We start from the raw sequence: 24,766 nt of genomic DNA, 5'->3' as shown, positions 1-24,766 counted from the left end.
GTGATGAGTTAACCATCGCTGAGTCAAAACGATTCCAAAATGGACGACAACTTATTGGCCGTTAAAGCTCATAAGTTGTCGTCCATTTTGGATTTAGAAAGTTACTTAAGACTAGCAAACGTTTTCTAAAATGCAACCACAAACCCATGTCGTTTATCCAACATTTACCTGGTTTTTTTACAAATGAGTTACCCCAGCGTAACCCTCTGATGACTTAGTTAATTTGCACGTGTTAATTTGTTATAATAACTTTGTATTAAACTATTAATACAGATAAGGGGAGATATACTTATGCAATCACGTTTAGCTAAGTCATTATACCTTGGATTAGCCGCTGTAAGTTTCGGAGCTGTCGCTTCAGTTGCGACTACGGCCAGCGCTAAGAGCAAGGCGTATGTTGTTTCCAATACGACGATGAAGAGCGATCCCACTACTCGAAACGTCGCATTGACGGGGAGTAACGCAATTTACACTAAGCCAGGGACCGCTGCCGGTGCCCGGGTCGTCGCATCCAAGTATACTGCGGGTAACTTGGCGAACTCCAAGAATTCCGCCTACTACTTCCGGGCTTACCGGATCGTCAAGACCAACCGGGGATCCATCTACTACAAGGTTGTGTCCATGAGTGGTCAATACCGGGGCTACATCTACGGTGGGAAGACCGCTAACGAATATGCTGGTGGGGTTCAAGCCGCCAACACCATGACCGATGCCAAGTTACCGGCAACGACCACGGCTACGTTCGCAAAACCCGGAACCAAGAACGTCACCTGGGCAGCGCCAAAGTACACGCAATACAAGGCCAAGAAGATGGTCAAGAGTACCGTTCCTTACGCTAAGGATACGCTGAAGATCACTAAGGCCGCCACTAAGACCCGCGAAGGCTGGTTGTACTACTACGTGGAAGACGCCCAAAACCCTAACGTGAACGGGTGGGTTTACGCGGACGCTTTGAAGATTGCCGATGCGAACACCATCGATGCCAAGGACGGGATTACGTTGAACTTCGTCGACAAGGCAACGGGTTCCGCCATTTCGAGCAAGGTCGTGGCGATGCCTAAGGGGACCACTGACTCGGTCACCAACTATCAAGCCATTCAGTTAGCCAACGCCAACATTCCAGCCGGTTACACTTACTCCCTCATGGGGTCCAGTTCGTCGGTTGCGAAGGGCGGTGCCATCGTCGTTTACTTGATCAAGAACCCAACTAAGCTGATGAACATGACGCCGAAGGTCTTTAACGCTAACGCTCCAGCCGAAGCGCAAACGATTTTGAACTCCGCCTGGAATTCAACGGCCAACCAGGACGCTTTGAAGAAGGATGACTTCTTTAGTCCCGCCGAGGGAACCGTTGTGAAGGGAACCGAGATTGACACGCACCTGGCTAAGGCCAACTTGAAGGAATTCGTCGTTAAGACGGTGCCAACGGCCGACAACCTGGGCTCAGTGGCTTACCAGTTTAAGCTGGAAACGCCCGTTAACACGGTGGCTAGTTCCAAGACAACGACCAACATTTTCTACACGGCAACTAAGGGAACGGTTAAGGCTTCCGTCAACAACGGTGCTTTCGTCGCCGATGCCCAGTAGACTGATCTTTAATTAAAAAATATGAACACTTTGTCAACCAAGGTTGATGAGGGAATCCGAGAACTCAATTCGTTTACGAATTGGGTTCTTTTTGATTTCGAGGAGGTGAGGAGCGAGAAAATTGGTTTCGCTAGAGAAGTACGCCTAGAAGGAATGACCGAAGGGAGACTGGGGCACTTAAAAGATAATAATTTGTGTAAAACGGTCAAGAAAAAGGGAGCACGCGAGTAGGCGGAACCGGGAAAAATTTCCCGGTAAATTAATTCCTTAGTGATGGACCAGGAGGAGCCAAAAGTGTTTATCCATGCCAGCCATCCAGGAGACGCTAGCAGTCTCGTTGGGAATTTGTTCATCACTTTATTGTCGTTGACCAAAATAATGACGCACTTAGTTTAGGCCAACTAGTCTTATTTAATAGTATCTTTAAAATCCACATTTTAATGAAAGTAGTCGTTGGGAACTTTTCACAGTCCTTTGAAGAAGTCAGCTTCTAGCTGGTAATCACTTGTGCCTAATAAATGGCTCATGACTAGTTTAGTCGAAGATTTGAGACCGCCTTGTTGGTTACCAAATTAACTATAATCGTTGATTTAACAGCATTTATAGCCAGTTTCAGTGGCAAAATCTGGTAACTTTCTACCATAATATATTATTTAACCAGAATAGCTACAGCTGACCATCAAAAGTGCTTCAACATGGTTCAAATCTGGCTGCAGCACTGGTTTTATTCGCGACAACCGACTTACTAATTTTAGCCTGATTAGTGGTTCGCGCAACCGCCAATGCCACGACAGTCATCGGTGTTCTTAACGCCGACAGCAGCTAATGAGTTCATATTGACCGGAACCGCTGGTGCAGCAGCTCATAAATCCCGTCAGCACGGCGTTTAGCTAAGCGCTCATAATAGACGTCGATTCTGACGACACGTTCGCACGTTGGATGGGTAGTTCTGCGTCTAAATGCGCTCAGCAACGCCTGTAATTTTGTGGTTTATCTGAATTTAACGACTACGTGGCTTCGGTCGGTGAGTTGATCTTGCCGACCAGGTTTGTCCCACATATCCGGACATGGCTCACAGTTGCAACAAAAAATAATGACTGCTGAGACGACAAGAAAAAGCAGTTGAATGGATTCCCAATAAATAAGACGGAATCGTCACCAAGAGGGCCGGCCCTAAATCCGGCCGAAAATAACTTTCTTTTTCTACTTTACATAATATATATTATCAAAAGTAGTACTTTTGCGTATTTCGCCGCACCTCACCAGCCAGTTTTTCTAGTTCGCATGTTCTATGTTCTTTGATTTTAAATTTGTTTTTATTGTGATACATGACTGACTTGTCCGTTCACCAATCACCAAACAAAATTGATCCGTAAAAAAATCCGTGGCCAGCTGCATCACTGACTCACGGATTTAAAAATTCAAGCTTTCAAGTCGCTTAGTTCCAACTCGTTTAAAATATGTTTGGTGATTGGCGTTAACGCCGCTGGCAATTGCTGCCAATCAAATAACCGAACTTCACTGGTCTCATCGCTGGCTTGCGGTTCACCAATGGCTTGTAATGCGTACGTGGCCGTGACAGAGTCAATCTGGTCACCGTTGGGATACTGATACTGCATGTGTGTGCCGCTGACCACGCCCAACAATTTGGGTTGATGACCGATCAAGCCAGTTTCTTCGCGCAGTTCGCGTTGGGCGGTCGTCGCCAAGCTTTCGTTGAGTTCCTTAGAACCCGCCGGTAAGCCCCAAAGGCCGTTATCCCGGCGTTTAACCAGCAACAATTGGCCCGTTTGAACCACCAACGCTGCCGCGCCCACCACGATCAACGGGCGAGAACCCACCGTTTGCCGCAAATCCAAGACATAACCCATCTGCCATCACCATCCTTAGGTCTAGTGTAGCAGATTTTAACGCCAATTTTGCCGAATAAAAGCTTCCCGGCCGCCCATTTCCTCGATCTGGTAGCGCAGCGGGTTTCGGCGGTAAAAGTCCTGATGTTCGTCTTCCGCCGGATAAAACGGTTGGGCGTCCTCAATCTGAGTCACGATGGGCGCGTCAAACCGTTCACTGGCCGCCAATTGCGCCTTCGAGGCCTCGGCTACCTTGCGTTGGGCGGGACTATTGACGTAGATCACCGGGCGGTAACTGTCGCCGCGGTCCTGAAACTGCCCACTGGCATCGGTGGGATCGGTTTGCTGCCAATAGATGGCGACCAGTTGCGCGTAACTGATGACTTGCGGGTCAAACGTGATCTTTACGGCTTCCGTGTGGCCCGTGGTGTGCGACGCGACCTGAGCGTACGTCGGGTTGACCGTGTGGCCCCCGGTGTAGCCCGAAACGACGGCTTCGATGCCGGGTTGGGTGTCGAACGGCTTGACCATGCACCAGAAACACCCGCCGGCAAAAATGGCCGTGTCGAAAGTTGGCTTAGTCATCTGGCTGACCTCCCTTAGTGGCGAAGAGTTGAGTAAAGTCACCGTAACCCGCGGCGGTCAACTGATCCGCCGGGATAAACTTGAGGGCCGCCGAATTGATGCAATACCGTAAGCCCCCCTGGTCTGCGGGCCCATCGTTAAACACGTGTCCCAGGTGGGATTTGGCCTCGCGACTCACGACCTCCTGGCGGACCATGCCAAACGAATGGTCCGTGTGTTCCACCACGTTTTGTGGGTCGATGGGTTGGGTAAAGGCCGGCCAGCCACACCCCGAATCATACTTGGCCGTCGAACTAAAGAGCGGTTGCCCGCTGACCACGTCGACGTAGATGCCGGGTTCAAAGAATTGGTCGTATTTGCCCGTAAAGGCCGGTTCGGTGGCCGCTTGTTGGGTCACCGCGTATTCTTCGGTCGTCAACCGCTGCTTCAGTGCTTCGGTTGGGGTCGATTTTGCTTGTTCACTCATGGGAATCCCTCCTAATCAATTGCACACAACTAATTAGTGCTACCCTTAGTGTACGTTTTTACGTCCAAATAGCAACTATTTACATCGAAAAACCGCTCGGCCATGATAGACCAAGCGGTTTTTTTACCTAATCGGATTCGCCCGCTGGGGTGTGGTAACGTTCTTCCACGCCTAAGACGTCGACCTTCTGGATGCCCACCGAACGGTCTCGATAGTACATGACACTGTCCTTGGATGGGTTGTGATTCAAGCCCATCGCGTGTCCCAGTTCGTGTTCGGCGACATGTTCTTTATCCGCATGCGAGTAGCCAAAAGCACTCATCAATTCGGGATTCAACGTGCTGACCACGGCAATCAGGTCATTGTGTTCGGCCCAGAACTGGGTCACGCCCACGTTGTCCCCCATGGTTGCGGATTGTCGCCGCGAATCGGTATCCAAATCGATTTGGGCGTTTCGCTTGGTCCCGGGTTCGAACTTAAACGCCCCGGTCTTATTCCAGGCGCGAATGGCGTCCTGCCAAACGTTCCGGTAATAGGCGGACTTCGTGGTGATCACGTAGGTGGCGTGGTCGTGAGTAAATCGTTGGGCCCCAAACGGGGTGACGGTTGCGGCGGCAGCGTTAATGCTCGTGCCTCCTGCGCCTCCCAACAAGCCTAGCGACACAACAAAGATAATCAAGGTTCGCAGCCAAGTTATCTTGCGCATAACAACTCCCTCTTTCGTGCAAGGAGATGCTTCTGCGGCTACCATCAGCCCCCATTGTAGTCGGTATTTTTGCTGTGTGAATTTGAAACCGCATTCATCGTGGCTAACGGAAACGTCATGCGCACAACCAAAAAAGTTGATTATTTTGGTCAACGAAAATAAATATGTTGACAGTTATCGTCAACACTTGTAAACTCATAGGCATTGGGAGGGATAATTCATGGATTTAACCAAACTGACCCTAACGGAATTACAACGGGGCTGGACCTTCGTCGACCAACAGCCCACTTGTCTGTACTGCGAACACCGTTGGCCGGCCGAAACGTCCGCGCCAACGCTGCAAGCCCACCTGGACCAAGTTCACGGGGGCCCCATCACGGCGCTCATCGACCTGGATAGCCGCTACAACACCCTGACGGCCAAGCAACGTGACCTGTTGAAGGCCTTTGCCACCGGCGTTAAGGACCGGGAACTGGCGGAACAAACCGGGGTGACCGCGGCGACCATTCGCCATCAGAAGTTTACGTTTCGCGAAAAGGCCAAGCAGGCTAAGTTGTACCTGGCGACCTACCAGGCCGTGTTTGCCCAAACGGATCCCCACGAACGCCTGCTCGACGTGCCGCAACACCCGCAGGACCCCGACGACCGGTGGTTGATTACCGAAGACCAGGCCGCTAAGACGCTACAACGCTACTTTGATTTTTCCAACGACCCCATTCAGCTCAAACGCTGGCCCAAGAAGCAGAAGGCCGTCATTGTGGTCTTAACCCGCATCGTTGAGGAGATCCCGGCCCACCAGCAATTTACCGAACCCCAGATCAACGCCTACCTGCGACCCATCTACTTCGACTACACCATGGTGCGGCGCTTTCTGATTGAATATCACTTTTTACAACGAACTCCGGACGGGACCGCCTATTGGCGTATCGTCCCTGACCGAAAGGATTAAAACTATGCCCGAATTACAGTTAACGCGCTTACCCCGTAAGCAAAAACGCCTGCTCACCACGCTGGAACGCGTCACGAGCACCATCCCCGGTGACCAGCGTTTCACCGAACCCCAAATCAACGCCTATCTGCGTCCCATCTATGCCGATTACGCCATGTTACGCCGGCTACTGATCGACTATCACTTTTTAGCCCGAACGCCGGACGGAACGGCCTACTGGCGAGTGGCTTCAGAAAGGACCGTTTAACATGAATGAGCAACAGAAACAAAAACTGCGGGAGGCCTACAAGTTCGCGCCGACCTACTATGGCGTGATTCAAATAAAAAACACCCGCAACCACAAAATTTTTATCGACACCGTGGCCAACCTGCATAACCGGTGGGGCTACTACCAATTGAACCTGAACCAGAATTTCTACCACGGGACGCCGCTTCAGGCCGATTGGCTCAAGGACGGCGCCGAGGCGTTTACCTACACGGTCCTCTGGAAGGCCGATGCCGCCGACGTGGTCAACATGCGCCAAACGTTAAAGACATTACAGGACAAGTGGTTGCGTAAGCTGACCCCCTTTGACGATTGCGGCTACAATCACCGGCCTTTACGGTGGGCGTACGATAACCCAGACTAGGAGAAAATCATGCCAACTTTAAATACCCACTTTACCCCGATTGAGATGGCCACTTGGCCGCGGCGGGAGTACTTTTACTACTTTACCAAACTAGCGCCCATGGGCTTTACCGTGACGGTGACCTTAGACGTTACCGCCACGTTGGCCTGGAGCCGAGCTCACCACGTGAAATTTAACGCTGTCTACCTCTATCTCGTGAGCCGGATCCTCACGGACCATCCCGAGTTTCGGGTGGTCCGTGACCCTGAAACGGAACAACTAGTGACCTACGACGTCGTGCATCCCTCGTACACCGTGATCCATCCCGACCACACGATTTCCAATCTGTGGACGGCTTACGAGTCGGACTTTACCGCCTTTTACCAAAATTATCTGGCCGACCTTGACCAGTACGGTGCCGTCCCCGGACCGATGCCCAAGGCGCCCCAGTCCCCGAACCTCTTTACCATCGGGAGTCTGCCCTGGTTAGACTTTACCAGCTACACGCCCCTGCCCTTCACGCCACTGACCACCTATACGCCGGTCTTTCAGGCGGGTAAGTTTACCACCCATGACGAGCAGATCACCTTACCGCTCTCGCTGACCGTCCACCACGCCGTGAGTGACGGTTATCAGGCTAGTGCCTTGTTAAACGAGTTACAGGCGGCCTTCCGGCAACCGGAAGTTAATTTAGCGTAATCTAAAACGCGTAACCTACCCCTTAAACTGGGATGAGTTACGCGTTTTATTTAGGTTTCGGATTGTTTGGGTGCTACTGTTTGAGCATTGCCGGTACCAAACAAGTAACGGTACCGCATCGTAATCAGCGTGGCGGCGATGACCCCCACCAAGGCCAACCCCACGTCCAATAACATGACATTAGCCAAATTAGCGGCTAGTGCTCCCGCAATGAGATTAACGGTAAAACTCGCCACGGAAGCTGCGGTTGTCACAATCCCCGTAACTGTTCCTTTATCGTTGGGAAAGAAGCTGGCCATAATCGTTAAGCCAATTTGGACTACTCCACCGGCGGCCGAAAAACCGATGATAAAGGCCATTAAGGTACTAATCAGCGGGATGGGAAACAGGTAGAGAACGAGTAACGAACTAAAGGACATCACCGTATACACGATTAAGAATTGAATATCGCGTACGCCCCGGTGAGCCAACCAAATGGTTAAAAACACACAGGTTAATGACCCTACGCTATAGTCACTAATTAAGGCCCGCGCACTCGTATCATTTAACCCCACGATATCTTGACCATACTTGGTCAACCAGATACTGGCTAGCAAGAAAACGCCATTGGCGGCATAACCAAAAATGGCAAACAAAGTCCCATCTAACCACAGATTTCCCCGAACCACCGGTTGCGTAGCCACTTTAACCTTATCCTTTCGAGTGGACTTAACGGGAAAACGGGACCACCGCCACAAAAAGAGCGTATTCACGATTAAAATGCCTAAGCATAACAGGAATGACCAGCCGTACCACCAGTGTCGGGCGACTAAGAGACTAATAATTAAAGGTAATGTGAATTGCCCAATTGACGTAAAGGCCTTTAAAGTCACGTTAGCGGTCGACTGATGCTGGGGAAACATTTCCATTAGTGCCGGGTAGGTTCCCGCATCCAGGGATGCCCCACCCACGCCTAGCAACGTTGCCAGAATGATGGCGCCGGTTAGGGTGTGGCAGACTAGGGCGCCACCGAAGAAAACCAGTAGTAAGCTGGCCCCCATTAGGATAAATAAGCGCCGACCGAACCGATCGGAAAGGATTCCCGAGGCCAATGAGACTAACATCCGGCCTAAGCCCACGGCCGAGATGACGACGGCCACCCCGCCTAAGGTCGTTTGCCATTGTTGGGCCAAGACATCCATGTTCTGCGGTAAGATGATAATCGACATTCCCACCACTAAGTAGTTGACGTACATGCCCAGACTAGTGGGTAAGTATTGATTTTTCATGCGTACGGCCTCCCGCCATAGTGATTAAAACTAGTTGGTTTCTTTTGATAGGGTTGGCGTAGTGACCGGCTTAGTCTGCTTGGGCGTCCGACCAAAGAGTTTGTGGTAACGGTACACGATGATACTGGCCACCACGAAGCCGACAAAGGCTAAACCAACGTCCAGTAAGATGACGTTGGCAATATTAGCGGCTAACATTGCCCCTAATAACGGGACCACGAAGCCCGAAATCGATGCGGCAGTCTGAGAAACTCCGGTAACGGTTCCCTTGCCATTCGGGAAGAAACTGGCCATGATGGTCAAGCCAATTTGCATGACCCCACCAGCGGCGGAGAAGCCGACCACGAACGCCATGATCGAGCAAACCCAGGCAACGGGAAATAAGTACATGACTAATAACGACATAAAGGAAAGTAACATGTAGACAAAGAGAAATTGAATGTCTTGGACCCCCTTATGGGATAAGTAGATGGTCAACAAGACACAAGTAATGGACCCCACACTGTAGTAACTGACCAAGGCACGGGAGCTGACGTCGCCCATCTTCACGATTGATTCACCGTACTTCGTAATCCAAGTACTGACCAGTAAGAAGATCCCCTGCGCGAGAAAACTAAAGATTGTAAAGAGGGTCCCGTCAATCCAGACGTTACCTTTAGCTGGTGTTGCCGCGGTTGGCTCAGCCGTAGAGGCCTTTTTAAGTTGACGTGCTGGAAAACGAGAAAAGCTCAGGAGGAAAATCACGTTAAGGACTAAGATCAAGCTACACAGGAGAAACGACCAGCCGTACCATAACCCATGCACGACAATCAAACTAATGATTAGCGGCAAAATGAATTGACCGGCCGATACAAACGCTTTGATCGTCACGTTTGCCGCTCCCTTGTGCTGAGGATACATTTCCATCAACGCCGGGTAAGTACCTGCATCAATAAACGAGTTCGCAATCCCTGCCAGGACCCCAAAGATGGTGGCGACGAGCAGCGATTTACTCAATAAGATGCCGATAAAAAATAAGATATACGTCAAAGCCCCCATCACCGCAAAGGGCTTCCGGCCTAATTTATCGGAAAGCATCCCCGAGACGAGCATCACGACTAACCGACCAATCCCCACGGCCGAAATGACCACCGAAACACTGGCGATGCTGGTATGCCACTGATTAGCTAACGTATCCATGTTTTGCGGTAAAATCAAGATTGCCATTCCAATGATTAAGTAGTTCATATAAAGACTAATGCTGGTAGGAACATAGTTCTTCTTCATTTTTTTCACCTTCGGATTGCCTGGTCGAAGCGCGCAAAAAAACCATAGTTTTCGTTTCCGACCAAGTAAATTTACGCTAAAACTGAACAACTAGGAACTTTTCCTCCAAAATAGCGGAAAACGGTCTCTGAGTTCAGCTGATGGCAGATTTACTAAATATCTTTTTTAAGAAACAAACTATGGGATTTAATAATATGTTAACTAATTCACTACTCAGTTTACCATTTGTAACCGCTTTATCAAATAGAATTTATCAAATAATCAATAGATAGATTCTATTGATTTTAGCATTGATTTCTAAAAGTAGGCTGTAGTACTGTGAAGGTGAAGGAAGTGATTGGATGGCTTTTACCCACCAGCTTGTCTACACGACTCAAAAACTACCGGTCCTTTTTATCGTGCATCCGGCGTTAAAGAACGTGATGGTGCGGCCTCATTGGCACGAGGATGTCGAATTGAATTTTACCCTTAGCGATACGATCGACGACTTCACCATTGAAAATCAACACTTTCAGACGGCCCCCGGGCGGATTTTATTGGTAAATTCTGAGCAAGTTCACAGTGTCCGTTCCACCCAACCAAATGCTGACGGCCAAGAACCGGCCGCCCTGACCCTGGTTTTTCCCCTAAAATTTCTAAGGGATTGTTACCCTTCAGTTGAACAGATTTGGTTTGATGTGAATCATCCAGATCAATTTTCACTGCCGCAACGGGCTGCCTATCAACGACTGCAGTCCCTACTACGTCAAATTATGACTCAATTTAACCATGAGCAAAATGAATTAACTATTTTAAAAATTCGAACCCTCTTAATGTTAATTGTCACGATTCTGGTTGAAGACTTCTCACACCCTAAGGTATTCGCCTTACCGCTGAATCAAGAGAAGCAAACCCGGCTAACGACCATTACCACCTACCTAAAGGCCCATGCCCAGGAACCACTAAAGGTGGCAGACATTGCGGCGAGTGTCCATTTATCACCGGAATACCTCATTCGCTTTTTTAAAAGTAACCTAGGCACGACACCCTATCAATACTTGGCCTACATTCGCTGTCAAAAAGCCCAAGTTCAGCTTCGTCAGAGTGAAGATAACCTAACGGAGATTGCCATGCGAACGGGATTCGGTAGCTTGCGATCCATGAACCGAGCATTCGAGAAATTCACGCACACCACCGCTAAAAACTGGCGAGCCCAGAATCGAGCTAGTCAATAATCGCCTAATAGTTGTCAATTATTAGCCCGAAAATAATCGTCGCCGGTGCTAAACTCGGTTATGGGATGTAATAATTGTTTTCTAATTCGATTATGTTGACCATAAAAGAGGACGAAAATATGACAGAAAAAGACATTGAAGTTCAACGAGACAACCTAACCATCCGGGGAACGTTAACCATCCCCGATGATGTGACAACCTATGACTTGGCAATTCTCATGCACGGGTTTACGTCTGACCGGGGGTTGAACCCGGAACACATTTTATACCGTCTCAGTGAAAAGCTGGTAGCCCACAACGTGGCGACGTTACGGTTCGACTTTAACGGACTGGGTAAAAGCGATGGCGACTTTCAACACATGACCGTCGTTAATGAGATTGCTGACGCGGAAGCTATCTTAGCCTATGCCCGGCAGCTCCCTAACGTGCAACACATCTATTTGATGGGCCACTCCCAAGGTGGGGTCGTTGCCAGTATGTTGGCTGGTCTCTACCCAGAATTTATCAATCACCTGGTCTTAATGGCTCCGGCGGCAACCCTGAAAACGGACGCCTTAAAAGGTGTCTTGCAAGGCACCCGCTACGATCCACACCACGTTCCCGACGCCGTGCCGATTTCTTTGGGCGACCATTTACAAGTCGGCGGTGCCTATATTCGTTCGGCCCAGGTGCTGCCCATCTACGAGGTGGCGCAACGCTATACCGGCCCCGTCTGCATTATTCACGGTGATCAGGACCACGTAGTCGACTTGCAGGCCTCGAAACGGTACCAAGCCGTCTACGCTCAGGCCGAGCTGCACATTCTGAAGGATGCGGACCACGGTTTTCACGGTGCCTCCCGCGAGGCGGTGACCGACTTAGCCGTTCAAGCGGTCACGAGTCCGGTCTCAACGCAAACTAAATAAAACAAGACACTCACCCCCTGGACGTTTCGAGCTGACAATTGCTAGCTTGGGACGGTCAGGGGGGTTAATGGTTTTATGAACCGTCAACAATTAAAGTATAGGTCAAACGAGCTTGATACCGACCGGCGTAGGCCACTGGGGGTAAAGATAAGGTTGTCGAACTTAAGTCGATGGATTGGTTCCCCAATCCAGAAACGGAGTTGGCCGTTAAGAGCGTACGGGCCCCACCAGCGGCCTGGTCCTTAGACCCTAATTGTATCGCTGCTCCGGACAATGTAGGTACTGGTCGTTGTGATGTCTCCTGCAACTGGAAAGCAGATAGGCTCACTTCTACCCGCCATTTTTGGCTTTGCGATGCCTGCACCTCAAGTGTGCTAGGGGTTGCAGGATTTGATTGTAAGGGAGTCGTGACTGCATTTTCCGAGACGGGACAATCAGCAAAAGTAAAACTAGGGGCTTGGACAATTGAAGGAACTTGTTTTTCTTGTTGCGCGGCTATCTGGTCTTCGTCCTTGGCTTCATTTATGATAGATTCTTTTTCGGCCACAGTTTTAGCGTCCTTAACTTTAGTTCTTATCTTATCCTGCTTACTTGGGGAAAGGTGTGTTAGCTGTGAAATCATAGCCATAATTTTTTCAATATCAGTTATTAATCCCAAAGCCTGCCATCTCGCAGTCGCATGAACAGGTTCCGAATGACCCAAGCCACCAAGCAATCCAATAACTAATCCGACATAGATCAGTCCGCGTCGATATCGCCTAGTCATGTAGATTGCGCCTCTCAATCGGTTTAGTCACTACCCGCGATAAACGATGCCCCCGCAATAAGAGCGTCATGACGCCGAGCAGACTGACTAAAATCATCCCGAGTAACCCCAGTATCGCCACTAATCCCCAGTTCACGGGCGCCCGTTTTTTAAAATTGGCGGCGTGCTGGTCCACGGCGCGGGCCCGTTGTGGACTGACCGTTAAGGGTAAATTAATGGGAAAATTAAAGTCGCCCGGCGTCGTTAGCATCCCCGTTAGCGTATACTTACCAGCGGTTAAATGCTGAGCCGTTACGGGAAGGTTCAAACTAAAGGCATCTTGCGGCGCAAACATGAGCTGGGCCTGGTCAAACTTGGCGACGGTCTTGCCGGCCAGGTTCGTCAGTTTGGCCTTTAGGTGCCCCTGCGCCACCAAATCGGCGGTGTGGTTAACGACCTGTAAGGTCAGCTGGGGATGCGCCTGAGCTAGGCGGTATTGCGCCGACTTAAACGTGACTGCCGGCGTTAACGGTGTTGCGGCTCGGTGTTGGTAGAACTCCGCCGCCACCACGTACTCGGTAGTCGCTACGATGCCCGTGCCTTTCGTTGCCGCTGGTTGGTGATCGGCATGGTGGGCGACGGTAATCCCGCCCAGCATGATGCCCGCAAACGACTTCTTGGGCCCCGTAAACTTAACGTGGACGACCCGGGACGTCTGCGCCGGAATTTGAACGACCTGCCGGTGACTAGGCTGGAACAGGTCACGGGCCTGCGCCGGTAATGCCGCATTGGTATTATTGTGCCCGTAGTCCAAATAGCCGTTGGTGTTAGTCGAAGCTAGCCGGGGTGTCACGTCATAGGCCGCCGGCGCGTGCGTTTGATTGGTCACCCTCAGCCGTAAGTCGCGGGTCTGTCCCGGCTTAGTGGCGAATTTAAAATAGGCGACTCCCGACTGATTATCCCGTGGCAAGATTGGCGCCACGCTAAAGGCCCCGTTAGCGGGAGTGGCTGCATGGGCGCACGTCCCCCCGAATAATCCCAGGATGAGTAGGCTTCCCACCAGCCCCCAGCGAATTAAATGTTGCCTGAACGTCAATCTCATCAGTCCTTTCTTCATCATGAAGGCCCCCTTCACGAGAAAATTGAAGGAGACCTGGTGTTCAAACGGTGCTTTTAGTGTTGTGTGCTAGGTTGTGACGTTGGTGTAGTTTGTGCCTCTTGTGGTCCGGTCGTTAACGTATAAGTAAGCTTCGCGGTATAGGTTCCTGCGTAGTCAACATTAGGTAATTCCAGCGTTGTGTTCGCTAATGAATCCGTAACTTTCCCCATGGCCTCATCCGTTCTCGCATCTAGAAAAACAGCAGAAGGACCGCCTGCTGTCAAGTTAGCGGAAGGTGCGGCCGATAGTGGTTTGCCCTTACTATTAACCTCTTCACCCTTTAAATGAAGGAAAGCCCCTTTTAAATTATGGCCGTGTTTATCGTCAAAAGCACCGAGTTGAGCACTTACTTGCCAGGCCGCACCACCTAAGAAGTTAGAAACACCTAACGTATAACTAGTATCGATAGTTGATCCAGTCGGTTTTAACTCAGGTTGAGCCTGGTCAGTGACCTTAGCTGACTCAAAGTTAAACGAGGGCGTTACTGCTAACCCATCCTTAGTCTGAAACTTCAAGTCTCCGGGTTGAACGTCCACAGTGGCCTGACGTTCAGCTGTTTGACTAGCCGTATCCTGCGTCGTATCCGCCGCACCAGCAGCCGCATGGGCGACCATCCCCGTCGTTGGCAATAACCCGAGAGCCAACGTGGCTAACGCTAAAGTTGCTTTTAAAGTCATGATTTCATCAGAAACGCTCCTGGCGGCGTCCGGGGCACCGGGGACGCTTCACCCCACTTTCCTCAGTTTTAGATATGCTGACCCGGGCGACTTGTCACCGCAGTCCTCCTCCGACTCATTCGGAAGTCCCGTCAGTTAGCACTCCCTAATCTCAGTTTACGAGATATCACCGCCGATTTGGGCGCCTTTACCAATTTTATACAGAGTGGTCATCAAACCTTTACACCATTATTTATTTCCTAATAAAAAAGTCGTCCCCCAGCAAATGGGAAACGACTTTTCGACTTTAATAACGCTTATTTTTAATCACTGACCACGACGAACGACTTAATGGCCTCACGCTTGGCCATGGCTTGATAGGCGTCGTCGATCTGGTCCAACGTGAAGCTCTTAGTGAAGACCTTCCCGGGATTGATCTGCCCATCCAAGACGGCCTTGAGTAACCGTTGCTTGTCGTAGGTCGTCACGGAAGCGGGCCCACCGGCTAAGCTAAAGTTATTGTAGAAGGGGGCGGTCACGTCCATCTTGGTGGTGTGTGGTAAGCCGACCCGGCCAATCACGGCCCCCGGACGGCCGACCTGCATCGCCGTTTCGGTCGAAAGTTCCGTGCCGACACATTCGAGCACGGCATCGGCGCCGGCCCCGTTGGTCAACGCCATAATTTGCTTAACGGCGTCGTCGCCTCGGTCGGCCACGTTAGCCGTCGCGCCAAATTCCTTGGCCAGCGCTTGCCGGTCGGCGTGCCGACTGGTCGAGATGATCTGCTTGGCGCCCATCATCTTGGCGGCAATGATAGCACATTGGCCCACGGCACCGTCACCCAAGACGACGACCGTGTCCCCGGCCTTGACGTGGGCGACCCGAGCGGCGTGGTAACCGGTCGCCATGACGTCGGCTAAGGTCAACAGGGACTTTAACATGCCCTCGCTGTAGTCACTAGGCTGCCCCGGCACCTTGACTAAGGCCCATTGCCCGTGTTGGAATCGGACGTATTCGGCTTGGTTCCCGTTACTGAAGTTATCCGTGTGGGACTGGCACACCCCATCGAAGCCCGCGAGACAGGCCGGACAGTGGCCACAGCCGTGGGTGAACGGCGCGATGACGAAGTCGCCGGGTTTGACCGTGGTGATGGCGTCACCGACCGCATCCACGATCCCGATTGATTCGTGACCGGAATTTTCGGAATCGGCGGCCTTGTCGTCTAATCCTCGGTAGGCCCAGAGGTCGGACCCACAGACACAGGCCCGCACCACGCGAATAATCACGTCGTCGGGTTGTTGAATCGTGGGTTTCTCGATCTCGTTGACCACCATTTGACCGGCTTTGGCAAAAACAGCTGCTTTCATAGAAAAAATCCTCCCTTTAGGTTGATTAACTCAATTATAAGGACTCGGGGTCCTCACCGGTAAATGCCCATTAAGCATGTTGGTATGCTAAATGAACATACCAGACACCGTTTATTATAGTTAATTCCGGCCTAAAAGTCCGTGAAAGAGCTTCCAATTAGCTTTGGGCCACCTCACGTAACACCTTCATCAGCGCCGCTTTGGTTTCAAACCCGATGCCGGGAACCTGCGGCAAGCGGACGTAACCGTCTTCGATCGGCAGATTATCCGCAAACCCACCGAAGGGTTCGAAAATCCCGGGGTACGATTCGTTACCCCCGAGCTTCAACCCGGCCGCAATGTTCAGGGACATTTGATGGCCCCCGTGCGGAATGCACCGGCGGGACGACCAGCCGTTTTCCCGTAACATTTTCAACGTCTTCATGTATTCCACGAGCCCATAGCTTAACGCACAATCGAATTGTAAGTAGTCCGTTTGCGGCCGCATCCCCCCGTAACGAATCAGGTTGCGCGCATCCTGCATGGAGAAGAGGTTTTCCCCGGTCGCCATGGTGCCCGCGTAATGTTGACTGAGTTCGTGTTGTAGCTTAAAGTCCAGGGGATCGCCCGCTTCTTCAAACCAGAACAGGTCGTACGGAGCCAGCATCTTGGCATATTCGAGCGCCGTTTTGAGATCTAAACGACCGTTGGCGTCCACGGCTAAATGCTTCCCGGACGGCACGACCTTTAAGGCCGCTTCGATTCGACGCCGGTCTTCGTCTAGGCCGTTACCGATCTTCATCTTGACCACGGAGTAACCTTGGTCTAAATACCCCTTGAGTTCTTGTTGCAATAGGGTGTCGTCCTTACCGGGTTGATAGTAGCCCCCCGCCGCGTAGACAAAGACCCGGTCGTCCGGATGCCCGTCCCCGTAACGTTCGGACAGCAAACGGTAAAGTGGCTTTTCTTCGATTTTTGCCACGGCGTCCCAGATGGCCATGTCGATCGTCCCCACGGCCACGGACCGTTCCCCGTGACCGCCGGGCTTTTCGTTGGTCATCATGATCTTCCAGAGTTTAAACGGGTCGAGGTTCGTGCCGTCCGCCGTTAAATAATCCGCCGGTTGCGCCTGCATGATCCGCGGAATCATACGCTTATGGATGATGCCACTCTGCGCATAACGACCGTTGGAATTAAAGCCATACCCAATGACGGGCTGCCCGTCACGTTGCACGTCGGTCTCGATGGCGACGACCGAAACGTCCATTTTCGAGAAATCAATGTATGCATTACGAATGCTAGAACTAATTTTAACGGGTTTTTCTTTAATCGAAACAATTTTCATCTTTGTCACTATCCAGTCTTTATCAAAGTCTAAATGACGATGCAAGTTTATTTCGGATTAAGCGCTTAATCTAAAGTCATTATAATTAATGTATACATTAATGTCAAATTCAAAAAAACCACGCCGCCCGAATCCGGGAGCGTGGTTACTCGGCTTGCTTCTGAATAATGATCTTAATGATTTCTCGACTGCCCCGCTGCCGGTGACCGATCATGAGTTCCTGTGCGGCGCGAGCATTACGCGACTGCATGGCCGCTAAGATGGCCCGGTGTTCCTGCACCGACTGTTCCGGCAAGGCCCGCTCATCGATCGCGTAGAGCCGGGCCCGGTAAAGTTGATCCGAATAACTGGCAATCAACTGTACGAGGCGCTGATTCGGCGCTAACGCCACGAGTTGCTCGTGAAAGCGTTGATCGATCTGCACGTAGGCTCGTAAGTCCTGATGCCGCATGGCCGTCACCTGCTGGGCCACTAAGTCGTTTAGCGGCGTTAGTTCCGCCGCCGTGATCCGGGGGGTGGCCAACGCCACGGCCAACCCGTCTAAATTTTCACTGATCTGGGCGATCTCGGTAATGGTCGTGGCGAGAATGGGCGCGACCTTAAATCCCCGCCGCGGAATGATGGCCAGCCACCCGGCGGCTTCCAGGCGAATCAACGCCTCATGTACCGGGGTGCGGCTCATCCCCAACGGTTCGGAGACTTCCCGTTCCAAAAAGGATTGCCCCGGTTGCAGGTAAAGCTCCCGAATCGCTGCCAAGATGATCGAATAGGCCTGCTGGGTCAGCGGGCCCGGCTGAATCGTAGCCTGGTAATGATGGAAAATGCTGGTTAAATCCGGTGTTGTTGGCATGTCAATGCCCCCTTTCACTGCTCAATATCTTTTAGTATACCGCCTCTTATTCCGCGACACCAGTCCGGTTGGCTCACCCTGGCGCCGCGGAGCTAACAATCCCTGCTTATCTCGTGACTTAGGCGCCATAAACGGTATACTAAACCTAAACTGAGGGGGAGATCACATGAATCTAAAATTAGGGCTAGTCGGCCTGTTGACCTGCGTGGGGGTCGGCCTGGGTTACGGTTGGTCAGCACCCACGACTGTTCAAGCGGCGACCTGGCACACCGGCACGCCCACGCGAGCTCGGGGCACGTGGCGCTACCGGCAGGGGAAAAAACACTACACCGTTCGCATCAAAAAGACCGGCTTACGCTTCGTGAACAACGGCCACACGGGAACCCAGGGGCGCGGTGCTCGTTACCGCTATCTGGGCGACCACACCTACCTGGTCAAGGAACGCACCGCGCACACCAAACAATTCCGCCAGACGACCTTTAAGCTCAAGGGCGGCGCGCTCTACGTCCTGGGCCGAAAATACCGACCAATCGCGCACTAACGCCCTAATTGGCACGGCTTTAGCGACACTCATCGGAGTGCCGCTTTTTGGGTTACCCGCTTTGCGCTTCCGGTCAAACGTGCTACAGTAATTGCAGATCTCCGATAGAAAGAAGTCCTGTTCACATGTCATTGGTAACCCCCCTGGGGCAACGCCTGATCTACACTCACGACGGCCTGACACTGCCCGTCTACCGGCACGGACCGGCCACGGGTGAAGCGGTCTTACTCCTCCACGGTTTCCCCGAAACCGCGGCCAGCTGGAACGCCGTGGTCAGGCGGCTCACCGCGGCCGGGTATCAGACCTGGGTCCCCGTCATGCGCGGGTATGCGGCCACCGCGACACCGGCGGGGCGGCAAGCCTACACCACGGCTCATTTGGTGGGCGACCTGACCGCGCTGATTGCTTACTTTCACCTCACCCGCGTCCACGTGGTGGGTCACGACTGGGGCGGCTTTTTAGCGTGGAAACTCGCCCAATTGTTCCCCGCTAAGCTCCGGTCCCTGACCGTTCTCGCCACGCCCCACCCGTTAGCGTTAGTGTGGGCGTACCGGCATTCGACGCAACTCCTGAACAGCGCCTACATCGGCGCCTTTCAGGTACCCCGGGTGGGCGATTGGTTGGCCTACCGGTTATTGCCGCACCAGCTCCGGTCGTCGGGATTAAGTGCACCCGCGACCGCCGCGTTACTGGCCGCCTTTCCTAGCACCGCCAGTCTGCGCGGTCCCGTCAATTGGTACCGCGGGATGCTGGTACCCCATCAACCGGCGGTGCCCGACCCGTTGATCCACGTGCCGACCACCTACGTTTGGGGCCGGCACGATCCGTTCTTAGGCGCGGCGGCGGCCCGGAAAACCGCCGCTTTCGTGACGGCCGACTACCGGTTCGTGGTCCTGAACAGCGCCCACTGGTTACCGGAGGAACGCCCGGTGGCGATTAGCGCGGCCATTTTACAATGCCTGCAACAAGTCTAGAGTCAAAAAGAGTTCCCCCTAACGGCTAAGCACTAGTCGTCGAGAAGACTCTTTTGAGTTAATCAGCCGTCGCAAGGGACAATCAACTCGTTAATTGGTGGCTTGGTGGCGAAAGAAGTCTTGGATCTGCGCCAAGAACTGTCGCTCAAACGGCGCCGCGTAGTGCTGCTCGCGCACGATTTGGCGGGCAGCGGCGTTGGTCGCGACCTCCCCGTACACAAAATCGGCGTCGCCCCGTGCGTTACGGGGCCGTTCGATGCGCGCCACCTGCCGGCCATCCCGGCGATCGACGGGCACGAAGTAGTCGGCGCCGGCATGGTTGGCCACCAGATAGATCATTGTGGGCATGGCCCCAGCTCCTCCCTGGTTCTTCTGGCTGGGTCTCTAGTAGACCACATCTCGCGACACTAGGCGACCATGACGCGACCGCCAGATTGGTGACTTTCATAACCAACGCAAAACGCCTACCAGACACGATGGTCTGATAGGCGCCGGATTAAGCGTTAATGATTAATTTTTAGCCTTCAAAAGCGGCGGTCAATGGTGGCACCACTTGCTTCTTCCGGGAAACGACACCTGGTAAGCTAGCCCGGTTTTGCGCTAACTTCACGTTAAAGGCCTTTTCCACGGCGGCCCGAGTCGCGTCGTCACCCACCACGATGAGTTCGGAGTCACTGGTCAAAACGTTGGTGGCTAAGGCGATGAACAGGTCGTAGCCCTTGTCGGCGTTTTCGGCGGCCATGGCCTTTTCTAAGCCGGCTTGACGGTCCAAGACGTCCTGTAAGTCGACCGTGTTGATTTGGTCGATCCGGACGCTCTTGCCAGCCATGTCGAAGGACTTGGCGTCGGCGTCGATCAATTCTTGGTCACTCTTAGCGGCCAGGTTGGTGCCGGCCTTCAACATGGCAATGCCGTAGCTTTGCACGTCGATGTCGGCGATTTCGGCCAATTCCCGTACGGCTTCGCGGTCGACGTCGGTCGTGGTTGGCGACTTCAAGAGTAACGTATCCGAGATGATGGCGGATAACATCAAGCCCGCTAACTTCGCTGGGATTTCGATTTTAGCTTCGTTGAACATTTCCACTAAGATCGTGCTGCAGCAGCCCACGGGTTCGGCCCGGTAGTATAACGGCGCGGCCGTTTCGAAGTTGCCGATCTTGTGGTGGTCAACCACGGCGTCGACAGTCACTTGATCGCGGTCGGCGACACTTTGTTGGGCTTCGTTGTGGTCCACCAACATCACGTGGTCGGTTTCGTTGGCCACCGTCTTGACGACCCGGGGTGCCGGTTCGTCAAAGTGGTTCAACACGTAGTTGGTTTCCATGTTGGGATCGCCTAAAGCGACGGCTTCCGCGTCAATCCCCTTTTGGGTTTGGTAGTAGGCGTAGGCCTTAGCGGCAACGATGGCATCCGTATCCGGATTCTGGTGACCAAAAATCAATACTTTACTCATGGATAAAAACTCCTTTAAAGAGATAGTTTGAGTGATGCTTAGTTGTTACGCAATTGTTTAAGCCGCGAGATGTAGTCGTCGGTGTGTAGATACCGGTCGAACTGCGCCAAAAAGTGGCTGATTCGCGGGATCTCCGCCTTACCCTTGCGGAAGACAAAGGCTAAATCAAAGCGGATATTGGGATCAAAATGAGCCGTCCAGGTCGTCGGCAATTCATCTTGACCGATCATGAAAGAATTTGGTAACGCCGTCGACGCCTGCGTTTGCATCGAAAAATGCAAAAGCTGCGTCGGCGTGGTAAAGTTCGCCACGCTCTTGGGGAAATCGGCGAGTTGGTTCTTGTAGGCTTCGTGCAGCGTCTGGTTCAGGTAATACCCTTCCGGATACATCACCCACGCCCCGGTGGTGGTGTCCTTGAACTTCACCCGCCGTTTCTTAGCCAGTTGTTCGTCGTGGTGGATGAACAACAGGTCGTCGGAGATGATCTTCTTGGACTCGTAAGGCTTCCAGTTCTTGATCGAGTCATCGGGTAAGTACATGATGGCCAGATCGATGCGGTTGTTTTCCAACTGCTCCCAGATTTCCTTACGCGTCAACATGTGAAAGGAGATCCGGATGTCCGGGTTGTTCTGATAGGACAGAATCGCAAAGTCTTCGAACACCGCGTCTTCGATCGACGCCAGTAGGCCGATGTTGATTTCCCCCTGGGTCGCGCTGGTGGCTTGTTGGATCTCGTCGGTGGCTTGGTTCAAGATTCCGTAGATCTTGTGGGTCGCCGCCAACATGGTGTAGCCGGCATCGGACAACCGCAGTTTCTTCCCGACCGAATAGAAGAGGGGGGCACCCACCGTGCGCTCCAACTTCTTAATCTGCTGGGTCAAGGCGGGTTGGGTAATCCCCAAAATCTGCGCCGCCTGCGTATAATTCATGGTCTCAGCTAACTGTAAAAAATACGTTAAGGTTTTGGAAGAAAAAATACTTTCCTGTTTCGTCTTCATCGCGTTTACTCCTTACGACTGGGGTGGCGAGCAACCTCGGAGCACTTGTCAGTCTAATGGTAACCATTAATCTTAATGATAGCCTGGTTCCCGTGAAAGCGCAAATAATTCTGCTTATAAATCCATTTATTATGGCTTAATTTAGGACCAATTCCGTGGGCTTGAGCCGCAACTGAACCGGCGTACCTTCGACGTCCGTGTCGACCACGAACGACCCGTTGGAGTAACGCCCGCTGAGGGGATGTTCCGTCGGGATGACGTCGTGGGTCCGCTCGCGACTGGTGATGATTTCCAGGGCGGGATTGCCACTCGGAATCGCCAAGAAGTCCACGACCCGGTGCGGTTCACGTTTCAACTCGTGGAGGATCAAGACCCCGCGCCGGGCCCGACTGGTGACGGACAGTTCCTTCATCGCCAAACGCTTGAAGGCCCCCCGTTGGGTGATCAACGCGATGGTGTCGCTATCGGTGACCAGCGCTAAGTTGACCACCTCATCATCGTCGCGCAAGTCCATGGCCCGCACGCCGGTCGTCCGCGCTCCGTTGACGGAGACTTCGTCGATGGCGTAACGCAAGGCGTACCCGTTCTTAGAAACCAGTAGGATGCCTCGGTCATCATCGGGAGTGGCCAGGTAGGCCACCGCCACGACTCGGGCGTCGGGGTGCTTCAGCTTCTCGTAGACCGCGGCGCGCTTCTTGTAGGTCCGCCCCGGCGTGAGCGTTTCAAAGGCGGTCTGCTTGATGTACCCGTCGCTAGTGGCAATCAAGAAGTGGCCGGTCTCCTTTAGACTCTTAAAGGCAAAGGTGGCCACGATTTCCTCGTCGGGCGCTAACCCGATGGCTTGACTGATGTGTTCCCCGGTTTCCTTCCACTTCACGTCGGCGATCTCGTGGACCGGTCGGTAGATCAGGTTCCCTTGATTGGTAAACATCATCAGGTGATCGAGCGTACTGAGTTTTTCCATGAAGATCGGGTAATCCTCGTCCTTTAAGCCGTTTTCGGCCGCATCCGAGGCCGTGTACGACCGGATGCTGGAACGCTTCAGGTAACCGTCATGACTGACCATGACCACGACCTCTTCGTCGGCGACCGTGACTTCCGTCTTGATCTTTAAGTCCTCGATTTGGTCTTCGATGGTCGTGCGGCGCGGATTCCGGTAAGCCTTGGCGACCGCCTTTAGTTCCTTACGCAACACGGCGTTTAAGGCCTTAGGGTCGGCCAAAATCTTGTGATCGGTTTCAATCGCTGCGGCGAGTTTAGCCGCCTCGGCCTCTAACTGGGTCACGTCGGTGTTGGTCAGCCGGTACAGCTGTAAGGCCACGATGGCGTCGGCCTGCTTTTTGGTAAAGTCGTAGGCGGCTACCAGGTTATCGCGGGCGTCCTTGCGGTTCTTCGACGCGCGAATGGTCTTGATGACCTGGTCGAGGATTGACAACGCCTTGATCAACCCACTGACGATCTGTTGCCGGTCTAAGGCCTTTTGGAGGTCGTACTTGGTTCGCCGGGTGATCACGTGTTGTTGGTGTTCCAGGTAGGCGGACAGAATGGTCTTGAGGCCCACGTGTTCGGGACGTTGGTGGTTGATGGCCACCATGTTGAAGTTGTAGGTCACCTGTAACTCGGTGTTCTTAAACAGATAATTTAAAATTCCCTGGGCGTCGGCATCACGTTTGAGTTCGATGGCGATCCGTAAGCCGTCGCGGTCGGTCTCGTCCCGGACTTCGGCCAAGCCTTCGACCTTTTTGCCCAGGCGAATCTCGTCGATTTTCTTGACCAGTTGGGCCTTGTTGACCTCGTAAGGAATCTCGGTCACGGTGATTTGACTCTTATTGCCCCGGAGCGGTTCGATGGCCGTCTTGGACCGGACCACGATGCGGCCGCGGCCGGTCTCGTAGGCCTTGACGATGCCGTCCTTCCCCTGGATGATGCCACCGGTCGGGAAGTCGGGGCCCTTGACGAATTCCATCAAATCGGCCAGCGTGGCCTTGGGGTGACTCAACAGGTAGACGCACGCGTCGATGGTTTCACCTAAGTTGTGCGGCGGGATCTCCGTGGCGTACCCGGCCGAGATCCCAGTCGACCCGTTGACCAACAGGTTCGGGAAGCGGGCCGGTAAGACGGTCGGCTCGTATTCCGTGTCGTCGAAGTTTAAGACCATGTCGACGGTATCCTTATCGATATCGCGCAACATTTCCCCCGATAACTTGCTAAGACGGGCTTCGGTGTACCGCATCGCGGCCGCCGGGTCCCCGTCCATCGACCCGTTGTTCCCGTGCATTTCCACTAAGGGTTCGCGGACCTTCCAGTCCTGACTCATCCGGGTCAGCGCTTCGTAGATCGAGCTGTCCCCGTGGGGGTGAAAGTTCCCCATGACGTTTCCGACCGACTTGGCCGACTTGCGGAATCCCTTATCGTAGGTGTTGCCGTCCTTGTTCATGGCGAACAGGATACGACGCTGAACGGGCTTTAACCCGTCACGAATATCCGGTAAAGCCCGCTCTTGAATGATGGATTTGGAGTAGCGACCGAAGCGGTCACCCATGACCTCTTCCAACGTTAGTTCTTGAATCTTTTGTCCTTCACTCACGACTGATTG

At 52.7% G+C, this 24,766-nt stretch carries 25 protein-coding genes; 9 read left to right on the top strand and 16 right to left on the bottom strand.

Annotation, left to right across the window (positions count from 1 at the left end; translation table 11 throughout):
- The first annotated feature begins 291 nt into the window (after positions 1-291).
- Positions 292-1,587: a hypothetical protein gene (locus FD38_RS12990; RefSeq protein ID WP_235806467.1), complete on the top strand. Its 1,296-nt coding sequence runs from the start codon at positions 292-294 to the stop codon at positions 1,585-1,587.
- Positions 1,588-3,008: 1,421 nt separating this feature from the next.
- On the opposite strand, the gene FD38_RS02795 is transcribed toward FD38_RS12990, so the two are convergent.
- From FD38_RS02795 to FD38_RS02780, 4 genes are all read right to left on the bottom strand, one after another.
- On the bottom strand, positions 3,009-3,458 hold the full coding sequence (locus FD38_RS02795; RefSeq protein ID WP_057730927.1) for an NUDIX domain-containing protein: 450 nt from the start codon (positions 3,456-3,458) through the stop codon (positions 3,009-3,011).
- 36 nt (positions 3,459-3,494) lie between these two features.
- A complete protein-coding gene (msrA, locus tag FD38_RS02790; protein ID WP_057730925.1) occupies positions 3,495-4,022 on the bottom strand; it encodes a peptide-methionine (S)-S-oxide reductase MsrA in 528 nt (175 codons plus the stop codon).
- Positions 4,015-4,488, bottom strand: a complete 474-nt coding sequence (gene msrB / locus FD38_RS02785) for a peptide-methionine (R)-S-oxide reductase MsrB (protein ID WP_057730924.1) — start codon at positions 4,486-4,488, stop codon at positions 4,015-4,017. Before msrB ends, msrA begins: the two co-directional genes overlap by 8 nt.
- 127 nt (positions 4,489-4,615) lie before the next feature.
- Positions 4,616-5,194: a matrixin family metalloprotease gene (locus tag FD38_RS02780; RefSeq protein ID WP_057730922.1), complete on the bottom strand. Its 579-nt coding sequence runs from the start codon at positions 5,192-5,194 to the stop codon at positions 4,616-4,618.
- Between the two features lie 220 nt (positions 5,195-5,414).
- On the opposite strand from FD38_RS02780, the gene FD38_RS02775 reads away from it, so the two are divergent.
- The 4 genes from FD38_RS02775 to FD38_RS02760 are packed head-to-tail and all read left to right on the top strand — an operon-like array spanning position 5,415 to position 7,450.
- Positions 5,415-6,143, top strand: coding sequence for a DUF2087 domain-containing protein (locus tag FD38_RS02775; protein ID WP_057730920.1), 729 nt, complete (start codon positions 5,415-5,417; stop codon positions 6,141-6,143).
- A gap of 4 nt (positions 6,144-6,147) precedes the next feature.
- Positions 6,148-6,390 carry a DUF2087 domain-containing protein gene (locus tag FD38_RS02770; protein WP_057730918.1) on the top strand — a complete coding sequence of 81 codons (243 nt, stop codon included), beginning with the start codon at positions 6,148-6,150 and terminating at the stop codon, positions 6,388-6,390.
- Position 6,391: 1 nt separating this feature from the next.
- Positions 6,392-6,772, top strand: coding sequence for a GIY-YIG nuclease family protein (locus FD38_RS02765; protein WP_057730916.1), 381 nt, complete (start codon positions 6,392-6,394; stop codon positions 6,770-6,772).
- 9 nt (positions 6,773-6,781) lie between these two features.
- A complete protein-coding gene (locus tag FD38_RS02760; protein WP_057730914.1) occupies positions 6,782-7,450 on the top strand; it encodes a chloramphenicol acetyltransferase in 669 nt (222 codons plus the stop codon).
- 50 nt (positions 7,451-7,500) lie between these two features.
- Here the strand turns inward: FD38_RS02760 and FD38_RS02755 are convergent, their stop codons facing one another.
- Positions 7,501-8,718, bottom strand: a complete 1,218-nt coding sequence (locus FD38_RS02755) for an MFS transporter (RefSeq protein ID WP_057730913.1) — start codon at positions 8,716-8,718, stop codon at positions 7,501-7,503.
- 30 nt (positions 8,719-8,748) lie between these two features.
- Positions 8,749-9,984, bottom strand: a complete 1,236-nt coding sequence (locus FD38_RS02750) for an MFS transporter (RefSeq protein ID WP_057730911.1) — start codon at positions 9,982-9,984, stop codon at positions 8,749-8,751.
- A 341-nt stretch (positions 9,985-10,325) separates the two neighbouring features.
- Between FD38_RS02750 and FD38_RS02745 the strand changes: the two genes are divergently transcribed.
- The gene (locus FD38_RS02745; protein ID WP_057730910.1) at positions 10,326-11,198 is read left to right on the top strand and encodes an AraC family transcriptional regulator; all 873 of its coding nucleotides are present in this window, start codon (positions 10,326-10,328) and stop codon (positions 11,196-11,198) included.
- A 119-nt stretch (positions 11,199-11,317) separates the two neighbouring features.
- A complete protein-coding gene (locus tag FD38_RS02740) occupies positions 11,318-12,103 on the top strand; it encodes an alpha/beta hydrolase family protein (RefSeq protein ID WP_057730908.1) in 786 nt (261 codons plus the stop codon).
- Positions 12,104-12,176: 73 nt separating this feature from the next.
- Here FD38_RS02740 and FD38_RS02735 read toward each other — a convergent pair whose 3' ends face one another.
- The 6 genes from FD38_RS02735 to FD38_RS02710 all read right to left on the bottom strand — a co-directional run bounded on the left by FD38_RS02735 (position 12,177) and on the right by FD38_RS02710 (position 18,204).
- Positions 12,177-12,869, bottom strand: coding sequence for a hypothetical protein (locus FD38_RS02735; protein WP_057730906.1), 693 nt, complete (start codon positions 12,867-12,869; stop codon positions 12,177-12,179).
- Positions 12,862-13,968, bottom strand: a complete 1,107-nt coding sequence (locus tag FD38_RS02730; protein ID WP_083485248.1) for a DUF916 domain-containing protein — start codon at positions 13,966-13,968, stop codon at positions 12,862-12,864. The genes FD38_RS02735 and FD38_RS02730 overlap by 8 nt, the downstream gene beginning before the upstream one ends.
- 53 nt (positions 13,969-14,021) lie before the next feature.
- Positions 14,022-14,684: a WxL domain-containing protein gene (locus tag FD38_RS02725; protein WP_057730903.1), complete on the bottom strand. Its 663-nt coding sequence runs from the start codon at positions 14,682-14,684 to the stop codon at positions 14,022-14,024.
- A gap of 302 nt (positions 14,685-14,986) precedes the next feature.
- The gene (locus tag FD38_RS02720; RefSeq protein WP_057730901.1) at positions 14,987-16,030 is read right to left on the bottom strand and encodes a zinc-binding dehydrogenase; all 1,044 of its coding nucleotides are present in this window, start codon (positions 16,028-16,030) and stop codon (positions 14,987-14,989) included.
- A gap of 157 nt (positions 16,031-16,187) precedes the next feature.
- Entirely contained in the window at positions 16,188-17,276 is a 1,089-nt protein-coding gene (locus FD38_RS02715) for a mandelate racemase/muconate lactonizing enzyme family protein (RefSeq protein ID WP_272953056.1), read from the bottom strand.
- A gap of 223 nt (positions 17,277-17,499) precedes the next feature.
- Positions 17,500-18,204 carry a GntR family transcriptional regulator gene (locus FD38_RS02710; RefSeq protein WP_057730898.1) on the bottom strand — a complete coding sequence of 235 codons (705 nt, stop codon included), beginning with the start codon at positions 18,202-18,204 and terminating at the stop codon, positions 17,500-17,502.
- Positions 18,205-18,370: 166 nt separating this feature from the next.
- Here FD38_RS02710 and FD38_RS02705 point away from each other — a divergent pair, with 166 nt between their 5' ends.
- Both FD38_RS02705 and FD38_RS02700 read left to right on the top strand, forming a co-directional pair.
- Positions 18,371-18,745: a hypothetical protein gene (locus FD38_RS02705; RefSeq protein ID WP_057730897.1), complete on the top strand. Its 375-nt coding sequence runs from the start codon at positions 18,371-18,373 to the stop codon at positions 18,743-18,745.
- Positions 18,746-18,870: 125 nt separating this feature from the next.
- Complete coding sequence (locus FD38_RS02700; RefSeq protein WP_057730895.1) at positions 18,871-19,719, top strand: alpha/beta fold hydrolase; 849 nt, start codon at positions 18,871-18,873, stop codon at positions 19,717-19,719.
- Positions 19,720-19,809: 90 nt separating this feature from the next.
- Here FD38_RS02700 and FD38_RS02695 read toward each other — a convergent pair whose 3' ends face one another.
- The 4 genes from FD38_RS02695 to parC form a co-directional block, all read right to left on the bottom strand.
- Positions 19,810-20,067 carry a hypothetical protein gene (locus FD38_RS02695; protein WP_057730893.1) on the bottom strand — a complete coding sequence of 86 codons (258 nt, stop codon included), beginning with the start codon at positions 20,065-20,067 and terminating at the stop codon, positions 19,810-19,812.
- Between the two features lie 169 nt (positions 20,068-20,236).
- Positions 20,237-21,172 (bottom strand): manganese-dependent inorganic pyrophosphatase, encoded by a 936-nt coding sequence (locus FD38_RS02690; protein ID WP_057730891.1) that lies wholly within the window; start codon positions 21,170-21,172, stop codon positions 20,237-20,239.
- Positions 21,173-21,210: 38 nt separating this feature from the next.
- Positions 21,211-22,170 (bottom strand): LysR family transcriptional regulator, encoded by a 960-nt coding sequence (locus FD38_RS02685; RefSeq protein WP_057730889.1) that lies wholly within the window; start codon positions 22,168-22,170, stop codon positions 21,211-21,213.
- Between the two features lie 136 nt (positions 22,171-22,306).
- Positions 22,307-24,757, bottom strand: a complete 2,451-nt coding sequence (gene parC / locus FD38_RS02680) for a DNA topoisomerase IV subunit A (RefSeq protein ID WP_083485247.1) — start codon at positions 24,755-24,757, stop codon at positions 22,307-22,309.
- Between the last annotated feature and the right edge of the window lie 9 nt (positions 24,758-24,766).

Origin of the sequence: Levilactobacillus zymae DSM 19395, from assembly GCF_001434115.1 — a bacterium.
GTDB lineage: Bacteria > Bacillota > Bacilli > Lactobacillales > Lactobacillaceae > Levilactobacillus > Levilactobacillus zymae.
The sequence above is the reverse complement of the archived record's forward strand: the minus strand, read 5'-3'. Positions and strand labels throughout refer to the sequence as shown.